Source organism: Carnobacterium gallinarum DSM 4847, assembly GCF_000744375.1.
Classification (GTDB): Bacteria; Bacillota; Bacilli; order Lactobacillales; family Carnobacteriaceae; genus Carnobacterium; species Carnobacterium gallinarum.
In genome coordinates this window covers 1,171,669-1,196,727 of sequence record NZ_JQLU01000005.1, presented here as the reverse complement: position 1 = coordinate 1,196,727, position 25,059 = coordinate 1,171,669, and the positions used below count along the sequence as shown (strand labels likewise).

Annotated in this window: 19 protein-coding genes; 3 read left to right on the top strand and 16 right to left on the bottom strand. The window is 36.4% G+C overall.

All coding sequences use genetic code 11. The features are described 5' to 3' along the window. Positions 1-241: 241 nt before the first annotated feature. The 3 genes from mnmG to BR43_RS10380 all read right to left on the bottom strand — a co-directional run bounded on the left by mnmG (position 242) and on the right by BR43_RS10380 (position 4,326). A complete protein-coding gene (gene mnmG / locus BR43_RS10390) occupies positions 242-2,149 on the bottom strand; it encodes a tRNA uridine-5-carboxymethylaminomethyl(34) synthesis enzyme MnmG (RefSeq protein WP_034561798.1) in 1,908 nt (635 codons plus the stop codon). 26 nt (positions 2,150-2,175) lie between these two features. Further along, on the bottom strand, positions 2,176-3,576 hold the full coding sequence (gene mnmE, locus BR43_RS10385; protein ID WP_034561796.1) for a tRNA uridine-5-carboxymethylaminomethyl(34) synthesis GTPase MnmE: 1,401 nt from the start codon (positions 3,574-3,576) through the stop codon (positions 2,176-2,178). A 345-nt stretch (positions 3,577-3,921) separates the two neighbouring features. After that, positions 3,922-4,326 (bottom strand): VOC family protein, encoded by a 405-nt coding sequence (locus BR43_RS10380; RefSeq protein ID WP_034561794.1) that lies wholly within the window; start codon positions 4,324-4,326, stop codon positions 3,922-3,924. A 193-nt stretch (positions 4,327-4,519) separates the two neighbouring features. Between BR43_RS10380 and BR43_RS10375 the strand changes: the two genes are divergently transcribed. Both BR43_RS10375 and BR43_RS10370 read left to right on the top strand, forming a co-directional pair. Continuing rightward, on the top strand, positions 4,520-5,512 hold the full coding sequence (locus tag BR43_RS10375; protein WP_034561791.1) for an MsnO8 family LLM class oxidoreductase: 993 nt from the start codon (positions 4,520-4,522) through the stop codon (positions 5,510-5,512). Between the two features lie 135 nt (positions 5,513-5,647). Further along, positions 5,648-6,619 carry a DUF1002 domain-containing protein gene (locus BR43_RS10370; protein ID WP_034561789.1) on the top strand — a complete coding sequence of 324 codons (972 nt, stop codon included), beginning with the start codon at positions 5,648-5,650 and terminating at the stop codon, positions 6,617-6,619. Positions 6,620-7,191: 572 nt separating this feature from the next. Here BR43_RS10370 and BR43_RS10365 read toward each other — a convergent pair. From BR43_RS10365 to BR43_RS10340, 6 genes are all read right to left on the bottom strand, one after another. After that, the gene (locus BR43_RS10365; protein ID WP_034561787.1) at positions 7,192-9,279 is read right to left on the bottom strand and encodes a DUF5054 domain-containing protein; all 2,088 of its coding nucleotides are present in this window, start codon (positions 9,277-9,279) and stop codon (positions 7,192-7,194) included. A 39-nt stretch (positions 9,280-9,318) separates the two neighbouring features. After that, positions 9,319-11,754 carry a glycoside hydrolase family 38 N-terminal domain-containing protein gene (locus BR43_RS10360; RefSeq protein ID WP_211252922.1) on the bottom strand — a complete coding sequence of 812 codons (2,436 nt, stop codon included), beginning with the start codon at positions 11,752-11,754 and terminating at the stop codon, positions 9,319-9,321. Then, entirely contained in the window at positions 11,723-12,673 is a 951-nt protein-coding gene (locus BR43_RS10355; RefSeq protein WP_034561783.1) for an ROK family protein, read from the bottom strand. Before BR43_RS10355 ends, BR43_RS10360 begins: the two co-directional genes overlap by 32 nt. A gap of 30 nt (positions 12,674-12,703) precedes the next feature. Continuing rightward, positions 12,704-14,440: a class I mannose-6-phosphate isomerase gene (locus tag BR43_RS10350; protein ID WP_034561780.1), complete on the bottom strand. Its 1,737-nt coding sequence runs from the start codon at positions 14,438-14,440 to the stop codon at positions 12,704-12,706. A gap of 141 nt (positions 14,441-14,581) precedes the next feature. Next, entirely contained in the window at positions 14,582-15,307 is a 726-nt protein-coding gene (locus tag BR43_RS10345) for a GntR family transcriptional regulator (protein WP_034561771.1), read from the bottom strand. 99 nt (positions 15,308-15,406) lie between these two features. Then, complete coding sequence (locus BR43_RS10340) at positions 15,407-15,910, bottom strand: FUSC family protein (protein ID WP_034561769.1); 504 nt, start codon at positions 15,908-15,910, stop codon at positions 15,407-15,409. 597 nt (positions 15,911-16,507) lie between these two features. Between BR43_RS10340 and BR43_RS10335 the strand changes: the two genes are divergently transcribed. Beyond that, entirely contained in the window at positions 16,508-17,395 is an 888-nt protein-coding gene (locus BR43_RS10335; protein ID WP_245617855.1) for a hypothetical protein, read from the top strand. An 84-nt stretch (positions 17,396-17,479) separates the two neighbouring features. Here the strand turns inward: BR43_RS10335 and BR43_RS10330 are convergent, their stop codons facing one another. The 7 genes from BR43_RS10330 to ilvC all read right to left on the bottom strand — a co-directional run bounded on the left by BR43_RS10330 (position 17,480) and on the right by ilvC (position 25,034). Beyond that, positions 17,480-17,935, bottom strand: a complete 456-nt coding sequence (locus BR43_RS10330; RefSeq protein WP_034561767.1) for a hypothetical protein — start codon at positions 17,933-17,935, stop codon at positions 17,480-17,482. Positions 17,936-18,057: 122 nt separating this feature from the next. Beyond that, entirely contained in the window at positions 18,058-19,323 is a 1,266-nt protein-coding gene (gene ilvA, locus BR43_RS10325) for a threonine ammonia-lyase IlvA (RefSeq protein WP_034561764.1), read from the bottom strand. Between the two features lie 22 nt (positions 19,324-19,345). Next, the gene (gene leuD / locus BR43_RS10320) at positions 19,346-19,936 is read right to left on the bottom strand and encodes a 3-isopropylmalate dehydratase small subunit (protein WP_034561762.1); all 591 of its coding nucleotides are present in this window, start codon (positions 19,934-19,936) and stop codon (positions 19,346-19,348) included. Next, the gene (gene leuC, locus BR43_RS10315; RefSeq protein WP_034561759.1) at positions 19,923-21,311 is read right to left on the bottom strand and encodes a 3-isopropylmalate dehydratase large subunit; all 1,389 of its coding nucleotides are present in this window, start codon (positions 21,309-21,311) and stop codon (positions 19,923-19,925) included. Before leuC ends, leuD begins: the two co-directional genes overlap by 14 nt. Continuing rightward, on the bottom strand, positions 21,311-22,369 hold the full coding sequence (leuB, locus tag BR43_RS10310) for a 3-isopropylmalate dehydrogenase (RefSeq protein ID WP_034561755.1): 1,059 nt from the start codon (positions 22,367-22,369) through the stop codon (positions 21,311-21,313). The genes leuC and leuB overlap by 1 nt, the downstream gene beginning before the upstream one ends. After that, positions 22,370-23,902: a 2-isopropylmalate synthase gene (locus BR43_RS10305; RefSeq protein WP_034561753.1), complete on the bottom strand. Its 1,533-nt coding sequence runs from the start codon at positions 23,900-23,902 to the stop codon at positions 22,370-22,372. Positions 23,903-24,014: 112 nt separating this feature from the next. Then, a complete protein-coding gene (ilvC, locus tag BR43_RS10300; RefSeq protein WP_281173984.1) occupies positions 24,015-25,034 on the bottom strand; it encodes a ketol-acid reductoisomerase in 1,020 nt (339 codons plus the stop codon). Between the last annotated feature and the right edge of the window lie 25 nt (positions 25,035-25,059).

The window sequence follows — 25,059 nt, the reverse complement described above, 5'->3', positions numbered from 1 at the left end:
TTATTTATCACTCTATAAATAATGCCACACTATTGAAATCGTTTTAACGATTAATTGGTTGCGAGGTGCGAAAAAGTCGCGGCTAAATAAAAAAAGGCACTTTCCAAAATTTGGAAAGTGCCTTGAGATAGTGTAAACGAAACGATTGAAGCTTTTGCAAGATATATGGCTTTAAAAAATGGCATTCAATAGGACATTCAAATCTATTACTGCTGATTTAAATCAATTATAGCCCTTGCTATTACTCGCTTTCTAAAGCTACTTTTGCAATCTTCCCTTGTTCAATATAGACCATCAAAATCGAAATATCGGCGGGATTTACGCCGCTAATCCGACTTGCTTGGGCAATTGTTTCTGGTTGGATTTTAGTTAGTTTTTGGCGTGCTTCGGTTGCTAAGCCGTGAATTGCGTGATAATCGATACGCTCCGGAATCCGTTTTGACTCCATGCGTTTCATTTTATCCACTTTCTCAATCGCCTTTTGAATATAACCTTCGTACTTAATTTGAATCTCAACTTGCTCTTTCACATCTTTCGCTAATTCCTTTTCTGCTGGAGCAAATTGCACGACTTCTGCATAGCTCATTTCTGGGCGACGTAAGAAATCAGCTGATAAAATCCCATCTTTCAATGGAGAGGCACCTTTCACATCAACTAAGAAAGCTTGTAATTCTGCAGTTGGTTTTAAGCGTGTTTTCATTAAACGATTGATCTCTGTCTCTACTTCAGCTTTTTTCGCTAAGAATGTTTCATAACGTTCTTCACTCACTAAGCCGATCTCACGACCAATTTCAGTTAAGCGGAAATCAGCATTATCATGGCGTAACAATAACCGATATTCAGCACGAGAAGTTAACAAACGGTAAGGTTCCATTGTTCCCTTCGTTACTAAATCATCAATCATCACCCCAATATATCCTTCACTACGCTTCATGATAAACGGTTCTCTGCCTTGATTTTTCAAAGCTGCATTAATTCCAGCCATTAGTCCTTGACCAGCCGCTTCTTCATAACCAGAAGTACCATTCATTTGACCAGCTGTAAATAGATTCTCAACAAGCTTGGTTTCTAATGATGGACGCAATTGATAAGGTACGACTACATCGTATTCAATCGCATAACCTGTCCGCATCATTTCAGCTTTTTCTAAACCAACAACTGAACGAATCATTTCTAATTGAACGTCTTCTGGCATTGATGTTGAAAGTCCTTGAACGTAGACTTCTTCCGTATTACGACCTTCTGGCTCTAAGAACATTTGATGACGTGGCTTGTCGCTAAAACGGACAATTTTGTCTTCAATTGACGGGCAATAACGAGCGCCTACCCCTTCAACAATCCCAGTAAACATCGGCGCACGATGCAAATTCGCTTGGATAATGTCGTGGGTTTTTTGATTTGTATACGTTAACCAGCAAGGAAGTTGATTTAACACATAGGCGCTATCAGGCGTTTCATAGCTAAAGTGATTCGGCGCTTCATCTCCTGGTTGTTCCTCAGTCACGCTGTAATCGATGGTTGAAGCTTTCACTCGTGGTGGTGTTCCTGTTTTAAAACGAGCTAGTTCAAATCCATTCCGCAATAAACTTTCAGATAGTTTAATTGAAGGTTGTGAATTATTCGGACCAGATGAATACTTCAATTCTCCAATGATAATTTGTCCGCGAGAGGAAGTTCCTGCTGTTAAAATAACAGATTGACTGCGATAAACAGCACCGGTATTCGTAACAATCCCTTTGCAAATTCCATCTTCAATAATTAAATCTTCTGCAATTCCTTGACGTAACACGATATTGTCTTCTTTTTCAATGGTAAATTTCATTTCGTTGGCATATAAAAATTTATCTGCTTGGGCACGTAACGCGCGCACTGCTGGGCCTTTACCTGTATTTAACATCCGCATTTGAATATAAGTCTTATCAATATTGCGTCCCATTTCTCCGCCTAATGCATCAATCTCACGGACAACGACACCTTTCGCTGGTCCTCCAACTGATGGATTACACGGCATAAAGGCAACCATATCTAAGTTAATTGTTAAAAGTAACGTTTTTTGTCCCATTCGAGCGCTCGCTAGCGCTGCTTCTGAACCTGCATGGCCTGCCCCAACAACGATAACATCAAATGTCCCTGCTTCAAATCGTTCCATTCTTTCCATCCCTTTCATCACGTTCTCTATTTTCCTAAACAGAATTGGCTAAACAATTGAGTTAGCAACTCATCTTGTACGCTATCGCCAGTAATTTCACCTAATAAATCCCAACAACGGGTCATGTCAATTTGCACTAAATCAACGGGCATATCTGCTTCAATCCCGCTAATGACCTCATCTAAAGCTGCTTCGGCATCATGAAGCAACGCAATATGGCGTACATTTGATACATAAGTTGCATCGCGGTCGCCTGTTGCTCCACCAGTAAAGAATAATGCAGCAATCTTCTCTTCTAATACATCAATGCCTGATTTCGTTAAGATAGATGTTTTCACAATACTTTCCGGATCAACTAAAGATTCTAACGCTACTAAATCTAATTGATTTGGCAAATCTACTTTATTCAAAATCACAATCCGATGATTTTCATCAGTCGCTTCAATCAATAATTTATCCTCATCTGTTAGAGGTTCGTTTTGATTAAAGACTAACAAAACTAAATCTGCTTCACTTAAAGCTTGACGGCTACGTTCGACACCAATCTTCTCAACAATATCTTCTGTTTCTCGGATTCCAGCTGTATCAACTAGTTTCAATGGAACACCACGAACATTCACATACTCTTCAATAATATCCCGAGTCGTTCCGGCAATTTCCGTCACAATTGCTTTATCTTCTTGTAATAAAAAGTTCAACAAGCTCGATTTACCAACATTTGGACGACCAATAATCGCTGTTGCCAAACCTTCTCGCAAAATCTTTCCTTGGCTAGCTGTTTGTAAAAGCTGATTGATACTCGCCTTCACTTGATACGCTTTTTCTACCAATAATTGGGCAGTCAGTGTTTCAACATCATCATATTCAGGATAATCAATATTGACTTCAACTTGCGCCAACGTGTCTAGAATCTCTGAACGCAAATTCCGAATCAAACTTGAAAGATTCCCGTCTAATTGCTGTAGCGCTAGATACATCGCTTTATCCGTTTTCGCACGAATCAAATCCATGACTGCTTCGGCTTGAGATAAGTCAATCCGACCATTTAAAAAAGCACGTTTGGTAAATTCACCCGGCTCAGCTAGACGAGCACCATTCTGTAGCACGATTTGTAGAACTTGGTTAACCGATGTAATCCCACCATGACAGTTGATTTCCACAACATCTTCTCGGGTAAATGTTTTTGGACTACGCATCACTGAAACCATGACTTCATCAATGACTTCTGTTGATTTTGGATCATAAATATGTCCGTAATGGATCGTATGACTAGGTACGGTTGCTAGTGATTTTGAGCCTGATTGATAAACTTGATCGGCTACCTTCAATGCATCATCGCCAGATAATCGCACGATTCCGATTGCCCCTTCACCTGGTGGCGTTGATACGGCGGCAATTGTATCAAATTCTAATGACAATTCACTCACTCCTTCTTATTTTTTTGCACCAAAAAAGTGCCCACTCCACCCCTTGGCTACAATTAGCTAGAAATGAAAAAGCACTTTGACTGCTGTTTATATTTAATTTGAGTTTATTATTTTTTTAACTATACGTTAGAAATATACAGTTATTTGTAGCATTTGTCAATGGTATTTTAAAATTTAGTTGATGAATTTAAGCGTTTACATCTATAATAAGAGCTTTATATTTAATTAGGGAAGAAGGACTGATCTCTTTGTTAGAAAAAGATGGCTACGAAATAAAACTGATCCAGTAATAAAAAAACGCTGAAGCCATAACTTTTTGACAAGTTATGATTTTAGCGTTATTTTTTATTCCCAGACTAATTGCCATGTAACTCCATATGAATCAGTAACCCATGCTACTTTACGTAAACCATTTACTGGTTCTGGACCCATCATAACTGATCCGCCTTTTGAAAAAGCAGCAAACAATCGATCAAATTCAGCTTCATCTTCACAACGAACAAAAATCGAAGTAGCCCAACTAAAATCAGTTAAGAATTTTTTCTCCATATCCATTGCCATAAAGGCTTGACCTTTTATATTAAACTGAGCATTCATCACTTTGCCAACTTCACCAGGCTGACCTTCTTTAAAATAACCTATCGTTAAAATCTCTGAATCTTCAAATAATGACGTATAAAAATGAAGTGCTGCTTCCGCAGTTCCTGGAAAAGTTAAAAACGTATAAATTGATTGATCTTGACTGAACATCTAAAAAACTCCCTTCTAATTTTAAAAGTGACTAGCTTTACTATCAATAACTGATTTTATCCTACTATTTATCATTCTATTTGTCTAATAATAAATGCCGAAACAAGCGGTAAAGTAGCATCAATTAAAATTAAAGTTTATAATGAAGATTGTACTTATTTAAAATAAGCAAAGATTACTTAGGAGGCTACTTATGAGATTAAGTGTATTAGATCAAGCACCTGTTACGAAAGGAAATACCCCGGTTGACGCTTTATTAAAAGCAAAGGAACTCGCTTTATTAGCTGATGAATTAGGTTATTATCGAATCTGGTTTGCAGAACACCACGGTGCTAATTCATTTGCCAGCTCTGCTCCAGAAATTCTGATTGCCTATCTTTCTTCTTTAACGAAAAATATCCGTTTAGGGACTGGCGGAACTATGATTATGCATTATTCGCCTTTAAAATTAGCAGAGACTTTTAAAACGTTAAGTGCTTTAAATCCTGGTCGTATTGACTTTGGAGCAGGTCGAGCTCCTGGTGGTGATATGAATGCGATTTATGCATTAGCTGAATCAAAGCGCCCAAATATTCGCAAACTTTATGAAAAATTAGAGACAACGTTAGCTTTAATTAACGATAAGATTCCAGCTGACGAAATTTTTCAACCAACGATTGCAGCTCCTGCTCAAGTTGCATTACCAGAGGCTTGGTTATTAGGCTCTAGTGGCGATAGCGCTTTGGAAGCAGCGCGGATGGGATTAGGTTATTCATTTGCACAGTTCTTCAGTGGTTCGATGACGAAGGACGTTTTAGATTTGTATAAAGATCGCTTTGTTCCTTCGTATTTTATGGAAAAACCCGAAATCAATGTAGCTTATCTAGTTACTGTTGCAGATAGTTTAGAGGAAGCTGAATTTGAAGCGGGTCCAGCAGATTTGCAACGTTTATGGATGATGAAAGGGCAACGACCTGAATTCTTAACGCCTGAGGAAGCACAAAATGTCAGCCTTACGGAAATAGATAAAATGAAGATTCAAGAAAATCGCAAAATTCATTTAGTTGGTACAAAAAAAATGGTCGCTCGTCAGCTAGAACAGGAAGCGACTTATTATGGATTTCAAGAAGCGATGATTGTTAGTATCACTCATAGTCAGGAAAAACGCTTAGATGCGTATCGTTTATTGGCTAAAGAACTGCTTTAAATCGGGGATTTCAATTCCTAAGTTTCCCTTAAAAAAGATAAGAAATGGCTTATTTAGTTGTAGCAACTTACTGAATCTTGTTACAATATAGATAGAGTAAAGCACTAACTTTCAATTAAAGGAGCATAACCTATCATGACGATAAAAAAAATACTGCTGGCTAGCGCAGTGGGAATTCTTACTGCTGGAAGTTTATTAGGAGCTGCATCAGCATTTGCACAAACACCAATTAATGAAAAATGGGGAAAGCCTGCTTTTACTAGAGGGATTAGTTTAAGTGATGCCCAAATCCAAGAAACTCGTAATTTGTTAGGAATTCAAAAAGAGGATCAAGTAGATGAGTTTGTGGTGGACGGTACCGTAATTGGTAAATACTTACAAGGAAGTAATGATCCTAATTCACAAGTATTTTCTAGCTCACTGATTCAGCGGACTTCTGCTGGTGACGGAGTTAAAGTTGAGGTTGTGACGCCTAAAAATATTACCTTAATTACAACAGAACAGTATCGCAATGCCAGTATTACAGCTGGCGTTACTGATGCGAACATCAAAGTTGCTTCTGCGGTTCCAGTTACAGGAGAAGGTGCATTAGCTGGTGTTTTTATGGCATTTGATCAAAATGGTGAAGGTCTAAATAAAGAAGCAATTGCTGTTGGTCAAGAAGAGCTGGGCGTTATTTCAACTATTTCGGAAGAAAATAAAGGTGATTCTAAGTTTAGTGATGCTAATTTGAATGTGGCTTTTGCTGAAATAAAATCAGAATTAGCCAAAATTCGTGAAAAACAAGATCAACTTGCCACTAAGGAAGATGTTCAAAAAATTGTTGATGAAGCACTTAAAAATAACAGTTTAGAACAAGTTGTGACACCTGAACAAAAAACACAAATCGTTGATTTTATGATTCGCTTCCAGAACTCACCAGCGATTGACAATAAAGAATTAATTAGTCAGCTAGATAAATTAGGCACCGATGTTATGAATAATGCAAAAAACTGGTTAGGAAATGCTCGTGATACCCTTAGCTCAGAAGAAGCGAAAGGCTTTATGCAAACTGTTCAAAATGGCTGGAATAATTTTGTCAGCTGGATAACAGGACTTTTTAATTAACTAGATAAAAAGTCACTACAACTCTCAATCTGAGTTTGTAGTGACTTTTTGTTTTAGTCTAGAAATAAACATAATAGAGTTTGCTAAGTGTTCGTTTACTATTTAGTTGATGACTTACTTTTCTGTTGAGGTTACTGTTTTAATATTTTCATAATTGAATTTTAAGTATTTTTCAATACGTGGACTTTTAACAGTTCTTTTTTCTGAATACTCTTCACAATTTTCCAACCTACTATTATAATAAAAATCATCACCATTATTATAATTAATTTGTTTTACGTTTTTAAAAACACGTTATTTTAATTTTAATGAATAAAAAAATGATGTATCAAATTGATTTTCGATACAATTCACTACGGAAAAACATTGGAAATCATCAAATGTAAGTTATAAAAATGATTCTTTAAAAATTAAAAAAATCCATCTTTCATCTAATTAAGTAACGAATAAAAATCACTATTTTAAGAATTCTATAAACTAGTTTGGTTGAAAAACACAACTTATTTTTAATTATATTTTTAATAAATAAAAAACCAATTCATATAATTGAATTGGCTTTTTCAAATTCAAACTTACTCATTGCACTCAAGGTAGACATCAAAATGATAAAGCATATCTCCTTCAAACCAAGCAGTAAAATTAGTTCCCCATATATTATTATATAAATTCAAATATATATTTTGATTCAAAGAAGGTTGTTTGTTATCAAAATGAAGTAGTGAACGGCGACCAAATGAAAACAACGGCGCTTCTAAGCTAGTAATCGCCAAATTCCCTTCTATTCCTTGATATGTCAAACCCTGATGAGACAGCGCGTGCATATTGCGATTGCCATTTTCTACTACATTATATGGTGAAATCGGCTCATCTAGCTTATGCATCTGCCAGCGAAAAGGATTCGCTACAGTTAAACTTGTCTCCAACCAATAGGCTTCTGGCATACGATTGGCTTTTTTATCTTGCCATTTTAACTGCCCACTAATTCGATTCCCTGCGTAATCAACCTCATAACTTAAGCGAATTTCCTTTGGCAATCCATAATTCTGTTCCGCTGATTCCTCAAATTTCAAATCAAACTCAATTAAGGCTGCATTCTCGTTCTCAACAATTCTTGATTTTAAAATATAAGGCTGAAGCAATTCATGGCGAATCGATGGATAGGCCTCAATTCCTCGTTTAGCAAAATCAACTAAAGCCCAGCTACTTGTCTGTTGATTTAATCGGCTATATTGACTTAGAAAACGAGTATAATCTACAAAATCAAATCGTTCATATGAAAATTTTCCAAACTCTTTTCCCGATTCTAATAAGTCCTTTTGATTTATCTGCAACTTCTGAATCCCACCAGTTTCACTAAAAGATAACTGAACTAAGCCAAATTGATACGTTTTGCCAATCAGGATTGAAGGACTCTCACCAATTGGATGAATTGGCTCATTAAATTTTACCAAACACTCCTTAACCTGAGTTTGGTGTTTTGGCGAAAGCACAGATATTGCCTGCTGAATATACGCTCTTTGCTCCTCCCACGATGCTTCATATAATTGATATGAACGTTTATTTTTCAAATCTTCTTGATTGATATTTGTACTAATACCCGCCATCAAATCAGCAAAATCCATCGTTTCACGTTTTTGGTTAAACGTAATCTGATCCCTCTCTCGTGCATCAGCAAAATCATCGATTAAATAATTCCGATAATCGGGTAGAAAGACATTGCCATTCCCACCCCATGTATGCTCTGGTACAAGCAATAAATGTTTGGAGAAGTCTGTATATTCTTGGCTTTCTCGTTCCATACTACCCTCTGCCAACCACTGTCTACGCAAGTCTAATAAAATTTCATATTCAGCAATTTTCTTCGGATCCGATCCCACTCCATGAATCCATGAATCGCCAATTTCCTCTTCAATCACTGGCAATTCGCTACGTTTATTCCAAGCCACTTCAGCAAAAGCCTCTAAGCTTAACGCTACCAATTCCACGTCAGGATACTCCTTCTCTAATCGTTGATACAACGCTATAATCTCTGCTTCATTTTTAGGAGGTCCAAAATTATCATGGCTATGAGCAAAATACAATAAATCATCCCAGCCTTCTCGTTGAAAAGTCGCGCCATAATCGGGTGCATACTGAACAACAATCTCCGAACCATCCTTAGCTCTCCATAAAAATAATTCTGGCACATTAGGAATTGCCGAGCTAGCATTGACGCCAATATGCAGATAGTTTATACCCGCTTTCGCTAACAATGGTACCATTCCAATTGTATGTCCTGGAACGTCAGTCATTTTAGCTGCAGTTGTTGTCTTTCCATAGCGCTTATCTAACTTTTTAGAAAGAGACAATCCATAATTAAATAACTCTGAATCCATTAATTCAGTATGAGTTGTAACTGGCAGACCATGCCAGACAATTGTTCCTGCTTCAATAGCGGCTTCCATTCTTTTCTTATCATGATCAGCTACCTCAGGACTACTTAAATAAGCATCAATCAGCCAAGATCCAGTTGTCCAAATGAATTTTCCCGATAATTGTTCGCCTAACTCTAATGCTCTGGGAATAAAATCAGTAAAATAACCTTCAATAACATTTTCTGCCAAATCAGTAAACCCAATATCCAAGTGGGTTTTAAAAATAATGTGCATCTTCTTTGTCATTATTTGCACTCCTTTTTTATTTTTAGCATCATTAGGTTCTTAAATCGGAAAAGCCAGCAGCCCTTCATTTAATTCCTGACATTTTTCCAGCATTTGTTGTTCTGTTTTTAACTGATTGGTAGCATATAATTGATAGTCAAATTCATAGAATCCTGATAAATCAACTTTAAAATTCGTTTCCCAAAAATTATTCATCACCCAAGAATAAACCAATTCATGATTTTTCTGATGCGTTTGTGCTCCACTCAATTCAATTAAATGATGCTCTAAATTACCTAATGTAATCAGCGGTGTATCTTGAATTGCTACCAACAAAGCTTGATTGTCTTTTTTAAAGGCTAAACCACTTTGTAGTGAATAAAAATCAGTGTTTGTTCCTGGTAATTGATCAATTCCGGGTCGTAAGACTGCTCCAGTTTTTTCAATAAATAATTCACTTTCATCACCTAAACTAAATGGTAGTGGGATATAAAGATTTTCAGGTGCCCATTCATTTTGCTTTTGAATCCGTACTGTTGCTGCAATTTTAGGAATAGTTTTATATACTTTTAAAAGAACACTATACAAATTCGTTCCAGTTAATTGATAATCTAGCTTAATCGTTGTATAAACTGAACCATCTGCAATTTTTTCAACATTGGTTAATTTAGCACTGCTACGTTCTGTTATTCGACCTTTACGATTACGTCCCATTCGACGACGCTCGTCACAGGGATCTGTTTTAACAGGGGTCTTCTCGTAAACTCCTACAAACGGCGCATATTCTACATCGGCATGAATTAATTCTTGATTATTCTGCTTGTCTACTAAGCTTTTAATACCCACTTGATGATCCAGCTCAATTCGATAGGCATCTGTTTCCACTAAATATGTGTTATTTGGAGCTTGATATCCAGCATAGCTCGCTAAATCTTCAACACCTTCAGAACCAACATGAGCATAACTTTCCGCCGTTCTTGCTGGAATAGCCTGCACTCGGCGAACTTTCACAATTCTTTCCTCATGAGCTGCTAGCTCAATGATAAATTCAATTTCCATTGCTCGAGCTGTTCTAGCCACCTGTGAAGCCAAAATCCGACCACTTTTCACTTCTACTACTTCAATAAATCCATCTAACTTCGTTCCAAAGAAATCTCCTTCAACATCTTCCCAATATTCAATATAAATCTTTGCCTGATCCGTAATTTTATTCCCATGAGGATTTATTATTTTAAATAATTTTTCACGATTAGGTCGAATCGATACCTCGCCTAACTTACTTAAAACTTCATCTAAATTGCGAGAAATAGCTTGGTTGCCATTAACCGCATAAGCTGCCTTACGAAAATCTAAATCATTTACTAAAGTATTCCAAGGTTCTGAAACAGACGATGAAAAACCCCACGTATGTTCGGCATACATCATTAATTGTTCCTCTGCTTGTTTCACTAATTCTGATTTACCTAATTGCATATCTGGATCTAATTTTTGTGATAATTGATATTTTCGTTGAGCTTCACGATAAATTTTAGTTGGTGCTGGTGTTGATCCGACTCCATCTGCCCACCAATCTGCCCAATCGCCCGAATAGGTCGGGATAGCGCTATCATTTTGTTGACGTAGCACATCAAAAAAGTGTGTTAGTGTTGTTAATTCAATTTCAACGTTATCTCCATGTTTTTGATTCCAGCGCATAATAGTTTCCATCAAATGTCCATTAGGTGCTGCATTATCTGACATTAAACCAGAGATCATTGCTGGCACAAAGTCATATTCATAGCCTTCTTTTTCAAGATTATCTAAATAACGATAAATACGATTTTCAGTAATTTCAAATTGATCTGTATAAGGATCATTTACAAATTCATCCTGAATATGGTAAGACATTCTTGTATTTGGAATCAATAAAAATTCATTCCCAAGCTGGTAATGCTCACCGTTCCAGACCAAGATCTTATTCCCTTGAGGAGACTGCCACCAGAATGGGCGTTGCTTCGTATATAGCGGTTGAATACCATGGTGTGCATGCAAACAAGAAAATAGATTTTGGATGCCGTTTTGATACAACGCTTCACTATAACCCCAAGCAAATCCATTAATATCAGCCGTCATACCTGAATCTAAAGACACTTGATGATGATCTGCATAATCTCGTCCTCTTTTTAACATCTTGTTTAAGATTGTTTCATCAACTAACTCTGTCATATTTAAATAATTTAAAGAAATATCAATTAGACCTAATTTGGTATATTTTTCAAACTTTTGACGATATTCCTCATTTGCATTTGCATAAAAATTCTCTACTTGCCAATAATTTTCACAGGTCCATTTGTACCCCTGCCATTCTTTTTTGACTCCTGATTCAATATCATCTAAAATATCTATTGCTTGTTTAATAAAATCAACATGATAACGTTCAATTTTTTCTTGGCGATCTGTATACCCAATGTCCGTATGAGAATGATTAATTAAATACAACTTCCACTTTTTCTGCATCTGAATTCCTCCGAGAATCGTTATTTTTTAATAAATAAGTGAGACCTTTAAGCGTACTTAACGTTGTATCTTGGCTTTGGAAAATAGCTATTTCTTGAGATAAACTTGCTGTAATTCCTGGCTTGATCCATTTTAAACTTTTACTAATCTGCCCTCCAAAAACTAAACAATCTGGTTGAAATACTGCTACATATTTTTTGAGTGCCTGACCAATTAACAGACCAAATTCTTGAAAGACTATCTGTGCTTCTAGGCTTCCTTCTGCTGCTGCCAAAGACAATTCATAACCATCTAAATCACCAAAACCAGCTTGAATTGTCAGTTGATTTAATCCTGCCTTAGAGACATAATCATCTACTGTTTTATCCAGTAATGGATCTTGATAAATCATTCCAGTTTCACCCAATCCATAGTTATTTTTGACAAACTGACCATCCTCAATAAAAGCGGACCCACAACCTGTTCCTAATGTGAGAAAAATGGCTTTTTTAGCTTCATTTGCTTGTCCAAAAATAGCTTCTCCCATAGCAAATGTTAAGGCGTCATTTTCAAAAACAAGTGGTATATCCACTGGAAAATTTAGCTCCAACAACCAGCTTTTAATCAATTCTGATAAATTCACACGATAGATTGCATCGTATTTTCGTAACCCCAGCATCTCACTCCAACCCATCTCATAATTAAAAGGTCCTGGAAAAGCCAAGCCAATCCCACTTAGCTCTACTTCAAGTTCCTTGATTTGTTTTAAATGGGTTACGATAATGTTCTTGAAATTAGCTAAAATTGCTTCTTTATTTTCTGTTGCATGGGCAGGGTACGTCTTTGCCTGTGACCAATATGTCTCTCCTGTTGATTCAAGAAGGTTTACTTTAATCTCTGTACCCCCAACATCCAAACACAAAGCGTATTGTTTTTTCACAACTGGACCTCCTGTATTGACTATATTTCATTAACGAACAAAAGCTTTTATAGTTTTTAATTCTTTCCCAATACTTTTACCATAAGGCTTAATCCGATATTCTTTAATCATTTCCGGAATAATAAAGGTCTCACCAAAGTGAATAACGAATGGTTCAAATTCACCAGCCAAGCTTTCAACAACGGCTTCCTCACCTTCAACCAAATTCAATACGTTGACACTTCCATGAGTCTCATGAATAACATCTCCAGAAAAAGTATGTCGTCTTGTCTCAATAAATTCCGTTTCATGTAAACCTGTTCGTTCTTCTACCCACTTTTTCCCCTCAGCAATGATTTCAAACGGATTTACAAGTTCGCGTTCTACCCAATTCGCATCTCGATCAGCAATAATATTAGCGCTTCCATGATCTAAATGAACTGGACGTGGCAAGCCATCTAATCCTAAACGTCCCCAATCCCATAACTTAAATGTAAAACGATTAGGCGTTGCACTAATTTCTAACACGACAGCATTGCTTCCACCACAATGAATCGTCCCTGCTGGAATAGAATAATGATCATGTTTTTCTACCTTCCGCTGATAAATGTATTTTTCATCTGGAAAAGAAGTTTCTCCCAATTCAGCTTGGCTCAAAGCTGTCATTAATTCGTCCTTATCTGTTCCATTCTTTAAACCTAAATAAATTGTCGCATCTTCTTCAGCTTCTAGAATATAATAGCTTTCATCTTGTGTATAATGACTATCAAAAACTTCCTGTGCATACCCTGTTAGTGGATGCACTTGTAAACTTAAATTACCGCCACCCACCGTATCTAGGAAATCAAAACGAATGGGAAATTCTGCTCCAAAACGCCCATAAACACGTTGACCTAATAATGGAATTGGATGACTAAAGACAACATTATTCGCTGGTATCTCCATTCGTGCCGAACCGAATTTCAAATACAAACTATTTTCTTCTGGAACTCCATCAAATCCCCAAGCTAAATTGGGTTTATCTTGATCAATCCCTAAATTTTTCTGCATCCATGTTCCTCCCCAAACACCTGGATCAAAATAAGGAACTAAGCGAAATGGTTGCTGAACTACTTGTTCTAAAGCTTTTTGATAACTACTGGCATCAACCATGATTGGCTGCCCTTCTTGGTGCATATCTAAAAAGTAATCAACTTTATCAAATAAAGCTCTCTTTAAACGATCTGCAACTGGCCATTCAAAAAAATAACCTCGTTTTACCATACGCAACGAATCTTCACCATAATTATCAGCTTTCCAATTACTAAATACACCAGAACGATAACGGTTTTGTACTTCCCATCGAGCTAAATCGGCATAAATCACGACATCTAAATCATATAATAACGATGCTCCAACACCATAAATAACAACTTTCTTATCTTGTTCTTTATTGAGCATCACTTTTTCAAAGAATTCAGTATATTTCTCATAATCAATAAAATCAGCCATATTCTGATGACTCATTACCCCAAAAATACGATCCTCCGTTAGATTTTCTTGAATCTGGTTTGTAATTTCTGTTGCAGAAAAGAAAAAATCATCCGCATGAATCACATAATCTGCCTTCAACGGCTGAATCAAATTTTCCAAAAGTTCTTTTTCATTCGTTGTAGGATAACATTCTATTGTTATAACATTCATACTTGCTTTTTTAAACTCTAGTTTTATTTTTTGAATAATTGATTCATAGCCCTGTAAAACCTCTTGATAGTTTTTTATATTAATTTCTGGAAACGAATTATACAAAACAAAACCTCCCTATACAATCATCATAATATCTATTTGTTATGACCTTATGATGTATTATAGCACAAGAAAACTGGCTGAATTGTTCTTTTTAAAGCGCTATCAAATAAGGACTTATCTCACTTTGTCTTGTTTTTAATTTTAGGAAAAATCTAAATAATAGCGATATTTACTGCCAATATAAAAACATTCTGTATATTCATAAAAATTCTGACTTACTTGAGAAGTAAAACGGACTCTTTTTAAAACAGGTTGAGATTCTTTAATCTTTAATCGCTTTTGAATAGCACGATTTGGAGAAACGGCTTCAATGTATTCACGTTCTTGATTCACAACAATTCCTAATTTTTTTAAATAGGCGTAAAAAGAACTATAATAATCTTTTGCATTTAATGAGTATACTTGATTGTATGCCACATAGGTAACAAAATAAGCAAACACTGATTTCTCATCACCACGAATCCGTTTCAAAATTAGAATTTCTTCGCCAATTCGGATGTTCAAAAATTTAGCTAACCTTTTATCTGCATGAGAACGCTCAACTTCTACATAGATTGTTTTCGCTAATTTCCCTCGCTCCTGTAGTTCTTGTGTAAAACCTTTAACAATCGTGAAATGTTCATCCTCTTCTTGAGTCATTTTCCTCACAAAAGTACCTTTTGCCCGCTCACGATACAATAAATTCTCTTTTACTAACTCATCAATTGCTTTGCGAATCGTAATTCGACTCACATGATAAATCTCACATAATTCCATTTCAGTTGGAATTCGATCGCCTTCCTGCCATTTTTCTGTTTGAATATTCAAGCGTAACTCCTGCGCAATCTGGGCATACAATGGGGATGTATTTTGGTTATTTATTTTCATTTAATCGTTACACTCCTTTTATCTTTGATATTAATGTCATAACATTATATAAATAAATTGTCAATTTTTGAAAGAAAAAAAGCCCTTTTAAAGGACTTTTCATTCTTCTAATGAAACTATTTCTTTTTTTGGTCGAATCAAATGGTTCACACTTAATGCAATCCCTGTGCCAATAAATGTATCGACTACCCGTTGTAGAGCATACCCAAAAGATTCATTCTCAGGAATCATAAAGATAATCGTTAAAAAGGTTCCACATGCTCCAACAACGCCTTCTTGATGTCCAGTGGCTACGCAAAACGTAATCATTACCATCATTAAGATTGGAATTGCAACTAACTGTACCACCACCACATTGCCGATCCATTCATACAATAAAATAACAATCACAGCAAAAATGGCACCAAAGGTATTTCCAACAATTCGATGTCGACCAAATTTCAGAGTATTATTCATATCTTCACGCAACGCAAATACCGCTGTTAACGTAGCGACAATTGGTGTTCCTCGATCAAATACAGTAAAAATAAGCATACATAAAAAAACACTAATTCCTGTTTTTAACGTACGTAACCCAATTTTAAATTTTGTTAAATCTAACATGTTCCAACTTCCTCCAACTACAATAAACTAAGTAAAAAGTACTTAATTCAACTCCTAGAAAAACTAGAATTGAGCTAAGCACCGAATCATTTATATGAATCTATTTATTTTGCTAAAACCTTTTAAAATATAGCTTTCTTTTCAAGGATACTCTTCAAAATGCTCTTTGTCAATCATCCTTAAAATCCTTTAATTTTTATTTTTCAATATCCCCTTTGTCTATTTAATTAGTACAATGATGCTTTTTTTTAAGTTTTTTTCTTAATTGTCACAATTTAATTAAGAAGTATTCAGACTGGGATTCCCTTGATAAAAAAACAACGTTTTTATCAAACGTATCAATCCAAACCTTTATAAACTTCATGTTATCATTAATAAAAAAACAACATCATTTATTTCATTAAATGATTAAACTTCCTTTTACTTTTAAAAATTCTTATTTTTTCTAAATTTCGCTCTTTGAAGTAAAAATTAAATACGCCAAAACTAAGAAAAATGTTATATAATAGAGCTTAGAGTCTGTACAATACGATTTACATATTGATCAGAAATTTAGTAAAACTCTAAAAAATTAATCCATTTTATTGGAGTTTAAACATGGATAGCGAGACTTGTTGTTTGTATAAAATTAAAAATAGGGAAGGAATCACACACACAATGACTGAAAAAAACACACCTGAAGAATTAGAGATAACTGAAGAAAAAGCGACACAAAATGACACTGAGAATCCAACTTCTGAAACAGCTCCTACATCAGAAACAAAAGAGAGCCTTGAAGATGTCGTTATTATTGCTGAAGACGCTAACTCGGCAGATACTGTCGAAGCTACTGATACCGATCTTGATTTAGATGAAGAATTAACTGATGAAGAGTTAGCAATTCTTGATGATGGCGATTTTGAGCCTGAAGACTTTGAAGACGAAGAACCTAAAGGAAAAATTGCCAAACATATGGGCAAAATCCTATATAGTTTACTTGGTATTATGATTGTCGCTGTCTTAATTTTTGGCTATTATGTATTTCCATTTTACAGTAAGATTGGCGGAACATGGAATGGTACAAACACTGCGGGTACTTTCCAAATTGTCAATAAAGGTTCTGAATCAAAATTTAGTTTTGTTGATATGAATGGGATCAAAGGTATGGATTTAGTCTTCACTAGTACATTGAATCGCAAAGGAATCAATCAATACGATGTTAAAGATACAACTGTGTCTATTGTTTTAGATAAAACAATAATTAAAGATGAACAGATCAAAGAATTCAAAAGCTTAACTGACCAAGTAAAAGTGAAAAGTGAAACTAAAAAAGAACTTGTTCTAACTTATACAAAAGAGGCTTACAAAGCTGCATTTGCTGAGATCGATGTAGACTCTTACTTTAATTATCGCTTAACAAATTTCAATTTTACTCTTCAAGGTAAAGATTTAATGCTTAAAAATAAAGATTTTGCTTCACCAGAAATTACATTTACACACAAATAAACATAAAAAATTAGCGTCTGAAGGTCCACTAGTAAAATGGACTTCAGACGTTTTTATTTAACTGTTTCCCGTGAAACAATTTCATTACATTTTTCGAACTTGATAAACAAACACTAAGGCAATTCCTGTTACAACACCTGTAATCAGATATAAGACCGCATTAAATAAGTTAACAGCCAAAGCGCTTTGTAAAAATGAATACATTACTAAAACAATCGCTCCATAATAGGGAATCACAGAAATCTTAAGATCTTTTTTGATTCTAGAGCTAAATACATACATGCATACTGTAAAGAGTAAGTATACTAAAGCAACTGCTCCAAAAAATAAAATTGTTGAATTTGTAACTGAAGATTTGATATTTGCTGCCTGTTCATCCGTCAATTCTTTAATCTTAGATAAATCGGTATTTCTTAATGCAATCAAATATACAACTTGCAATACAGATAATAACGTAGTAATCGATAATAAAACCGCTCCAAATAATGTTAATTTCTTAGCTGATTTTTTATATTTTTCTAATTCATTTTGATCCTTCATTTTGCACAAACCTCTCCTTACTCATCCTTGATTTCCATATAGTTACTTTACACTAAATCGGCAAAAAATAAAACTAGAAACAATAATAAAATTGTCTCTAGCCTTTATTCAGACAAATAAGCCTATACAAGCAATGTGTAGAGCATTTGATTGTCATTAATTGAAATATACGTTGGATCAAACACTGTTAAACGTTCAATTAACCCAGCTGAGTCTTCCTTATATTTCAGTAAAACTCCAATAACAACTGGTCCACTTCCACGATTGACTTTTTTTGTATATTCAAACTTTGTAATATCATCATTGGGACCTAAAACATCACTAACAAATTCTTTTAATGCTCCCGGACGCTGTGGAAAATTCACTAAGAAGTACAATTTCAATCCTTCAAATAACAAAGAACGTTCCTCGATTTCTTGCATCCGGTTGATATCATTATTACCGCCACTAATAATACAAACAACTGTTTTCCCTTTAATTTCTTCACGATACGGTTCTAACGCGGCTACTGACAATGCTCCTGCTGGTTCTGCTACAATTGCTTGCTTTGTATACATATCAAGAATAGTCGAGCAAACTAAGCCCTCTTCAACATCAATCACATCATGAACAAGCTCCACACAATGTTGGTAATTCAAACCACCAACCCTTCCTACCGAAGCACCATCAACAAATTTATCTATATTATCTAAAGAAACGACTTCACCAGCTTCTAAAGACTTCGCCATAGATGCTGCTCCACTAGGCTCAACGCCAACAATCTTAGTCGTTGGGCTTACCTCATCGGTATAACTTAATAGACCTGAGATTAAGCCGCCTCCACCGATTGCTGCAAATAAATAATCCAGTTTAACATCTTCCTTAGCCAATTCATCAAATACTTCAACAGCAATGGTTCCCTGCCCAGCTATTGTATGGCGATCTTCAAATGGATGAATAAAAGCACAATTCATCTTTTCAGAATAGGCAATCGCTTCTTTAGAACATTCATCAAATGTATCTCCAGTTAAGATAATCGTCACCTTATCCTTACCGAAAAATTTCACCTGATTTTGTTTTTGCTGCGGTGTCGTCGTCGGCATGAAAATCGTTGCTGGAATATTTAGTTTGGCACAAGTAAAGGCCACTCCCTGAGCATGATTTCCAGCGCTTGCACAAACTACCCCATTAACTAACTGAATTTCATTCAATTGTGAAATCGCATAATATGCTCCTCTCAACTTAAAAGAACGTACCCATTGTAAATCTTCCCGTTTCAAATAAACCGTACAATCATATTTCTCAGATAAATATAAATCTTTTTCCAAAGGTGTTTCTTTCACAACAGAACGTAAAACTTCTCTAGCTTTTAGCACCTCTTTCTTTGTAACTAATTGACTTTCACTCACATAGACATCCCCTTTTTACTTTTCAACTATATTGATAATCGTATTTATCTTCATATTTTTGGAGTGCTTCCTGATGACTTCCCAATGTAATTCCAATATCATCTAAGCCATGAATAAATTTGTGTTTCCAGACGGCATCAATTTCAAATGGAAAATCACCCACAGGACTCTTCACTAACTGATTCGGCAAATCAATGGTCACGGTCTCGGATGGTGTTAAATTCGCCAACTCCAGCCGAACTTTCTGTGGCAATTGAATCGGTAAAACACCATTCTTCGTACAATTCATATAAAAAATATCGCTATATCCGCCTGCAATAATTACACGAAAACGGTAATCTAACAAGGCCCAAGCTGCATGTTCTCGAGAAGAACCACAGCCAAAATTCTCACCAGTAATTAGAATAGTCGCATCTTGACGTTCAGGATCGTTTAATGCAAAATCCGGATTTAACGAACGGTCTGGTAAATAGCGCCATTCATCAAATAAAAATTCACCAAATCCGGTTTTTTCAATTCGTTTTAAAAATGCTTTTGGAATAATTTGATCGGTGTCAATGTTGTCATTCATCAATGCAACAATCTGACCTTCATGAACTTTAATGGCTTCCATAAATTTCAACCTCCTGTCTCACATCAATAAAATGACCATGAATCGCAGCAGCAGCGGCCATCGCGGGACTTACAAGATGAGTACGAGCGCCTTTTCCTTGTCGTCCTTCAAAATTACGATTTGATGTAGATGCACAGTGGACACCATCGGGAACTTGATCAGGATTCATTCCCAAACACATAGAACATCCAGGTTCGCGCCACTCAAACCCTGCATCTTTAAAAATCTGATCCAATCCAATTTTTTCAGCAGCAAATTTTACTTGCCTAGAACCTGGAACAACCATCGCCCGAATGCCTTCTTTAACTTGCTGACCAACAACGAAACGAGCTGCCTCTTGCAAATCAGACAAGCGACCATTTGTACACGATCCAATAAAAACATAACCTAGTTCTATTTCCTCAGCTTTTTGTCCTGGTTCTAACCCCATATAACGATAAGCACGTTCATGATTCATATTTTCAATTACTGGAAACTCCTCTGTAAAAGGTACTCCCATCTCTGGATTCGTTCCCCAAGTTACATACGGTGCTAGCTTAGAAGCATCCATTTTAATATCTAAATCATAGAGAGCATCTGAATCACTTGGTAAAGTCTTCCAATCAGCAACAGCTTTCTCAAAGTTTCCTGGTGCGTATTCCCGTCCTCGAATATACTCATACGTAGTTTCATCAGGTGCCATCATGCCCATTTTTGCGCCACCTTCAATTGCCATATTACAAATGGTCATTCGTTCTTCCATTGTCATATTCTCAATAGTTTCACCATAATATTCAACTGCATATCCCGTTCCAAAAGCAACGCCATACGTCGCAATCAAATGCAAAATAATATCTTTTGCATAAACGCCACGAGGCAACTTTCCAGTAATCTCGATTCCCATCGTTTTTGGTTTTTGTTGCCAAATCGATTGAGTCGCTAGCACATGCTCTACTTCGCTACTACCAATTCCAAAACCAATCGCTCCAAAAGCACCATGAGTAGCCGTATGAGAATCTCCACACACAATCAATTTCCCTGGTTGAGTCAAGCCTGTTTCTGGTCCTACCATATGCACAATCCCTTGATTTTCACTACCATTATCTGCTAAAGTAATTCCAAATTCAGCACAATTTTTTTGCAAAGCTTCAATTTGCTTTTTTGCAACTAAATCTTGAATATTAAAAATATCCTCTGTTGGAACATTATGATCTAGCGTCCCATAAGTTTTATCAGGACGACGAACCGTTCTGCCTTCTACTCTAAGCCCCTCAAAGCCTTGAGGTGAGGTCACTTCATGAATCAAATGCAAATCAACATATAATAATTGCGGTTCACCAACTTCTCCATAAATAACATGACGATCCCACAACTTATCAAACATCGTTTTTCCCATTATCCTCGACCTCCTTTAATAATTTCTTGTCTCACCGCTTCTGTGAATTCCGTTGTTGTTGCCGTCCCGCCTAAATCAGTAGTTAAAATGCCTGCTTCCATCACACGGTTACTTGCAGCCTCAATTGCTGCGGCTTCCTGTTCTAAAGAAAAGCTTTCGCGTAACATCATCGCCACTGATAAAATCATCGACATGGGATTGGCACAATTTTTTCCAGCAATATCAGGAGCTGATCCATGAATTGGCTCATATACAGAAGGGCCATTTACACCGTGACTAGCCGATGGCAACATCCCTAAAGAACCCGTAATAACCGAAGCTTCATCACTTAATATATCACCGAATAAATTCTCTGTTACCATCACATCAAAACTAGTTGGCTTTTGAATTAATAACATCGCTGCTGCATCTACATAGAGATGTTCCAACGTTACTTCTGGATAATCTAATGCTACCTCTTCAACGACTTTACGCCACAATTTACTAGAAGATAAAACATTCGCTTTATCAATAGAAGTAATCTTTTTCTTACGCTTGTTAGCCAATTCAAAGGCCTGCACACAAATACGGCGAATCTCTTCACGAGTATAAACGAGCGAATCTAAGGCTTCTTTATCATTCCAATGCCTAGGTTCACCAAAGTAGATACCTCCAGTCAATTCACGTACCACAACAAAATCACTACCACTAACAATCTCAGCTTTTAAAGGCGATAGATGTGCAATACTATCCGGCACTTGAATCGGGCGAATATTAGCAAATAAACCTAGCGCTTTTCGTAATTGTAATAGCCCCATTTCAGGAGTTTTCACTGCTTTTGACCACTTTGGACCGCCAATTGCACCTAACAAAATCGCATCCGCTTTTTGACAAGCCGCCAAGGTTCTTGAAGACAACGGATCATTTTCCGCATCGATCCCAGCTCCGCCAAAAGGGTAGTCTGTTGTTTGAAAACGATGTTGGAAAACCTCTTCAATTGCTTGTAAAGCAACTAGTCCACCTGCCATAATCTCTGGTCCAATCCCATCACCTGATAATACTACAATTTGATAGTCCATTTATTTGGTCACCTCTTCTCTACTTTGATCTTTAGCTTTCCCACTTGCTTGTAAATAAGCCTTAGCCGAGGCATTTAAGACATCAAAATCAATTCCAATTCCATGGAAAAACTCACCATTTTCGACCTTAACTGTTGCATGAACCTCAGCTTGAGCATCTTGTCCTTTGGTAATTGCTTGAATGCGATAATCAGTTAATTCGACATCTGTTTTCAGAATTCGATCAATCGTATTATAGATTGCTTCGATACTTCCTGAACCTGTTGCAGCATCTTCAAGAATAGTATCTTCTTGTTCACCAGCTATACTCACAATAGCTCCTTGAATGCCGCCAGAAATATATTGCAATTGCAAATGAGTCAATTCATACTTCGTTCCCTCTTCTGCAACTTGTCCTAAAATAATCGCATGTAAATCTTCTTCGGTTACTTGCTTCTTCAAATCAGCCAATTGTTTAAATCGTTTGAAGGCCGCTTTCGCATCCTCTTCAGATAGTTGATACCCCATTGTCTCAATTCGAGTAATAAAAGCATGCTTGCCAGAAAGTTTCCCTAGTGGCAAAGAATTTGTTGCTACACCAACTAAAGCTGGCGTAATAATTTCATAGGTGTCTGGATTTTTTAAGACGCCATCTTGATGGATACCCGATTCATGGGCATATGCATTTGCACCTATCACTGCTTTATTTTTCGGCACTGCCATTCCTGAAAGACGACTTACCAAATCACTGGTTCGTTTTGTTTCATTAAGAGTAATTCCCGTTTCGGACTGATAATAATCGTGACGAATATGCAATGCGACGGCAACTTCTTCTAATGAGGTATTGCCAGCACGCTCACCAATCCCATTAATTGTTCCCTCAACTCGACGTGCTCCATTTTCAATTGCTGCCAAAGCATTGGCCACTGACATTCCTAAATCATCATGACAATGAGTAGAGAAAATAACCTCATCAAATTCTGGAATTGTCTCTCTTAAATGACGGAATAACGCCCCGAATTCAGTTGGATTTGTATAGCCAACAGTATCTGGAATATTAATAATCGTTGCCCCCGCATCAATCGCCGTTTGAACCGCTTTTGTTAAAAAGTCTAATTCAGTTCGTGTTGCATCTTCTGGTGAGAATTGAACTTTCTCGAACTTACTTCTTGCATAGGTAACATGATGAGCAATCGATTGTAAAACTTCTTCTTGGCTCATTTTTAATTTATATTCCAAATGAACTGGACTTGTTGCTAAAAAGATATGTACTTGTGGTGAAACGGCTCCCTTAAGAGCTTCATAAGCACAATCAATATCTGCTTCAACGCAGCGAGCTAAGCCACAAACAGTTGCTTTTTGTAAGGTATTCGCAATTTCTCTAACCGATTCAAAATCTCCTGTTGAAGAGATTGGAAATCCAGCCTCGATCACATCAACACCCCATTTTTCTAATTGCAGCGCAATTTGGACTTTTTCTTTTTGGTTAAAATTAACTCCCGGTGTCTGTTCTCCATCTCGCAATGTTGTATCAAAAAATTGAATATAACTCATGTATTCCACCATCTTTTCTATTTATAGTTTAGTTGATTGTGTAGCGAACAGCCTTCTCCTGTTTTTTACTAGGAAAAGGCTGCTGACTAAACAAAATTCAGTAAAATTTTTCTTAGTTATTCGGTTTTACAAATGGCATCATCTCACGTAACTTCGCACCAACTTCTTCAATTTGGTGACCTTGTCCTGCTGCACGCATTTGTTTAAATTCTTTAAAGCCATTTTTATTATCATCAACAAAAGCTTTAGCAAATGCACCTGTTTGAATATCTGTTAACACTTCTTTCATCGCTGCTTTTGTTGCAGGAGTAATTACACGTGGTCCAGAAACATAGTCCCCATATTCTGCTGTATTTGAGATTGAATGACGCATTTTGCCCATACCGCCCTCATACATTAAATCAACGATTAGTTTCATTTCATGCAATACTTCAAAGTAAGCAACTTCTGGTTGATAACCTGCTTCTGTTAATGTTTCAAATCCTGCTTGGATCAAACTAGTTACACCACCACATAAAACAGCTTGCTCGCCGAATAAATCTGTTTCAGTTTCTTCTTTAAAGGTTGTTTCTAACACACCAGCACGAGTTGAGCCAATACCTTTCGCATAGGACAAAGCTAATTCACGAGCTTGACCTGTTGCATCTTGATAAACAGCAAACAATGCTGGTACCGCTGCTCCTTCAACAAATGTACGACGAACTAGATGTCCTGGTCCTTTTGGTGCCACTAAGAAAACATCTACGTCTTTTGGTGGAGTAATTACGCCAAAATGAATATTAAATCCATGTGCAAACACTAAAGCATTGCCTGCTTCCAGATAGGGAGCAATCTCCGCTTCATAAATATCTCCTTGTGTCTCATCTGGTAAAAGTACCATAATAACATCGCTTTGCTTCGCTGCATCTGCTACTGATAAAACTGTAAAACCATCTTCACGAGCGGCTTCAGCTGATTTTCCTTCACGAATTCCAATCACAACATCATACCCGTTATCACGTAAGTTTTGTGAATGAGCATGTCCTTGCGAACCGTAGCCAACTACAGCGATTTTTTTACCTTTTAATGCGTCCTCTGTTACCGTGTTATCATAGTATACTTTTGTCATATGTTTGTTCCTCCAAGTTTTTATTTTTTTATAGGTTGAATCATTATTC

Excerpts from the sequence above, each read along its gene's own strand:
- BR43_RS10375 (WP_034561791.1), top strand. The coding sequence starts at position 4,520 with ATGAGATTAAGTGTATTAGATCAAGCACCTGTTACGAAAGGAAATACC.
- BR43_RS10370 (WP_034561789.1), top strand. The coding sequence starts at position 5,648 with ATGACGATAAAAAAAATACTGCTGGCTAGCGCAGTGGGAATTCTTACT.
- leuB (WP_034561755.1), bottom strand. The coding sequence starts at position 22,369 with ATGGACTATCAAATTGTAGTATTATCAGGTGATGGGATTGGACCAGAG.
- BR43_RS10305 (WP_034561753.1), bottom strand. The coding sequence starts at position 23,902 with ATGAGTTATATTCAATTTTTTGATACAACATTGCGAGATGGAGAACAG.
- mnmG (WP_034561798.1), bottom strand. The coding sequence starts at position 2,149 with ATGGAACGATTTGAAGCAGGGACATTTGATGTTATCGTTGTTGGGGCA.
- BR43_RS10340 (WP_034561769.1), bottom strand. The coding sequence starts at position 15,910 with ATGTTAGATTTAACAAAATTTAAAATTGGGTTACGTACGTTAAAAACA.
- leuD (WP_034561762.1), bottom strand. The coding sequence starts at position 19,936 with ATGGAAGCCATTAAAGTTCATGAAGGTCAGATTGTTGCATTGATGAAT.
- BR43_RS10335 (WP_245617855.1), top strand. The coding sequence starts at position 16,508 with ATGGATAGCGAGACTTGTTGTTTGTATAAAATTAAAAATAGGGAAGGA.
- BR43_RS10380 (WP_034561794.1), bottom strand. The coding sequence starts at position 4,326 with ATGTTCAGTCAAGATCAATCAATTTATACGTTTTTAACTTTTCCAGGA.
- leuC (WP_034561759.1), bottom strand. The coding sequence starts at position 21,311 with ATGGGAAAAACGATGTTTGATAAGTTGTGGGATCGTCATGTTATTTAT.
- BR43_RS10330 (WP_034561767.1), bottom strand. The coding sequence starts at position 17,935 with ATGAAGGATCAAAATGAATTAGAAAAATATAAAAAATCAGCTAAGAAA.
- BR43_RS10360 (WP_211252922.1), bottom strand. The coding sequence starts at position 11,754 with ATGCAGAAAAAGTGGAAGTTGTATTTAATTAATCATTCTCATACGGAC.
- BR43_RS10365 (WP_034561787.1), bottom strand. The coding sequence starts at position 9,279 with ATGACAAAGAAGATGCACATTATTTTTAAAACCCACTTGGATATTGGG.
- BR43_RS10345 (WP_034561771.1), bottom strand. The coding sequence starts at position 15,307 with ATGAAAATAAATAACCAAAATACATCCCCATTGTATGCCCAGATTGCG.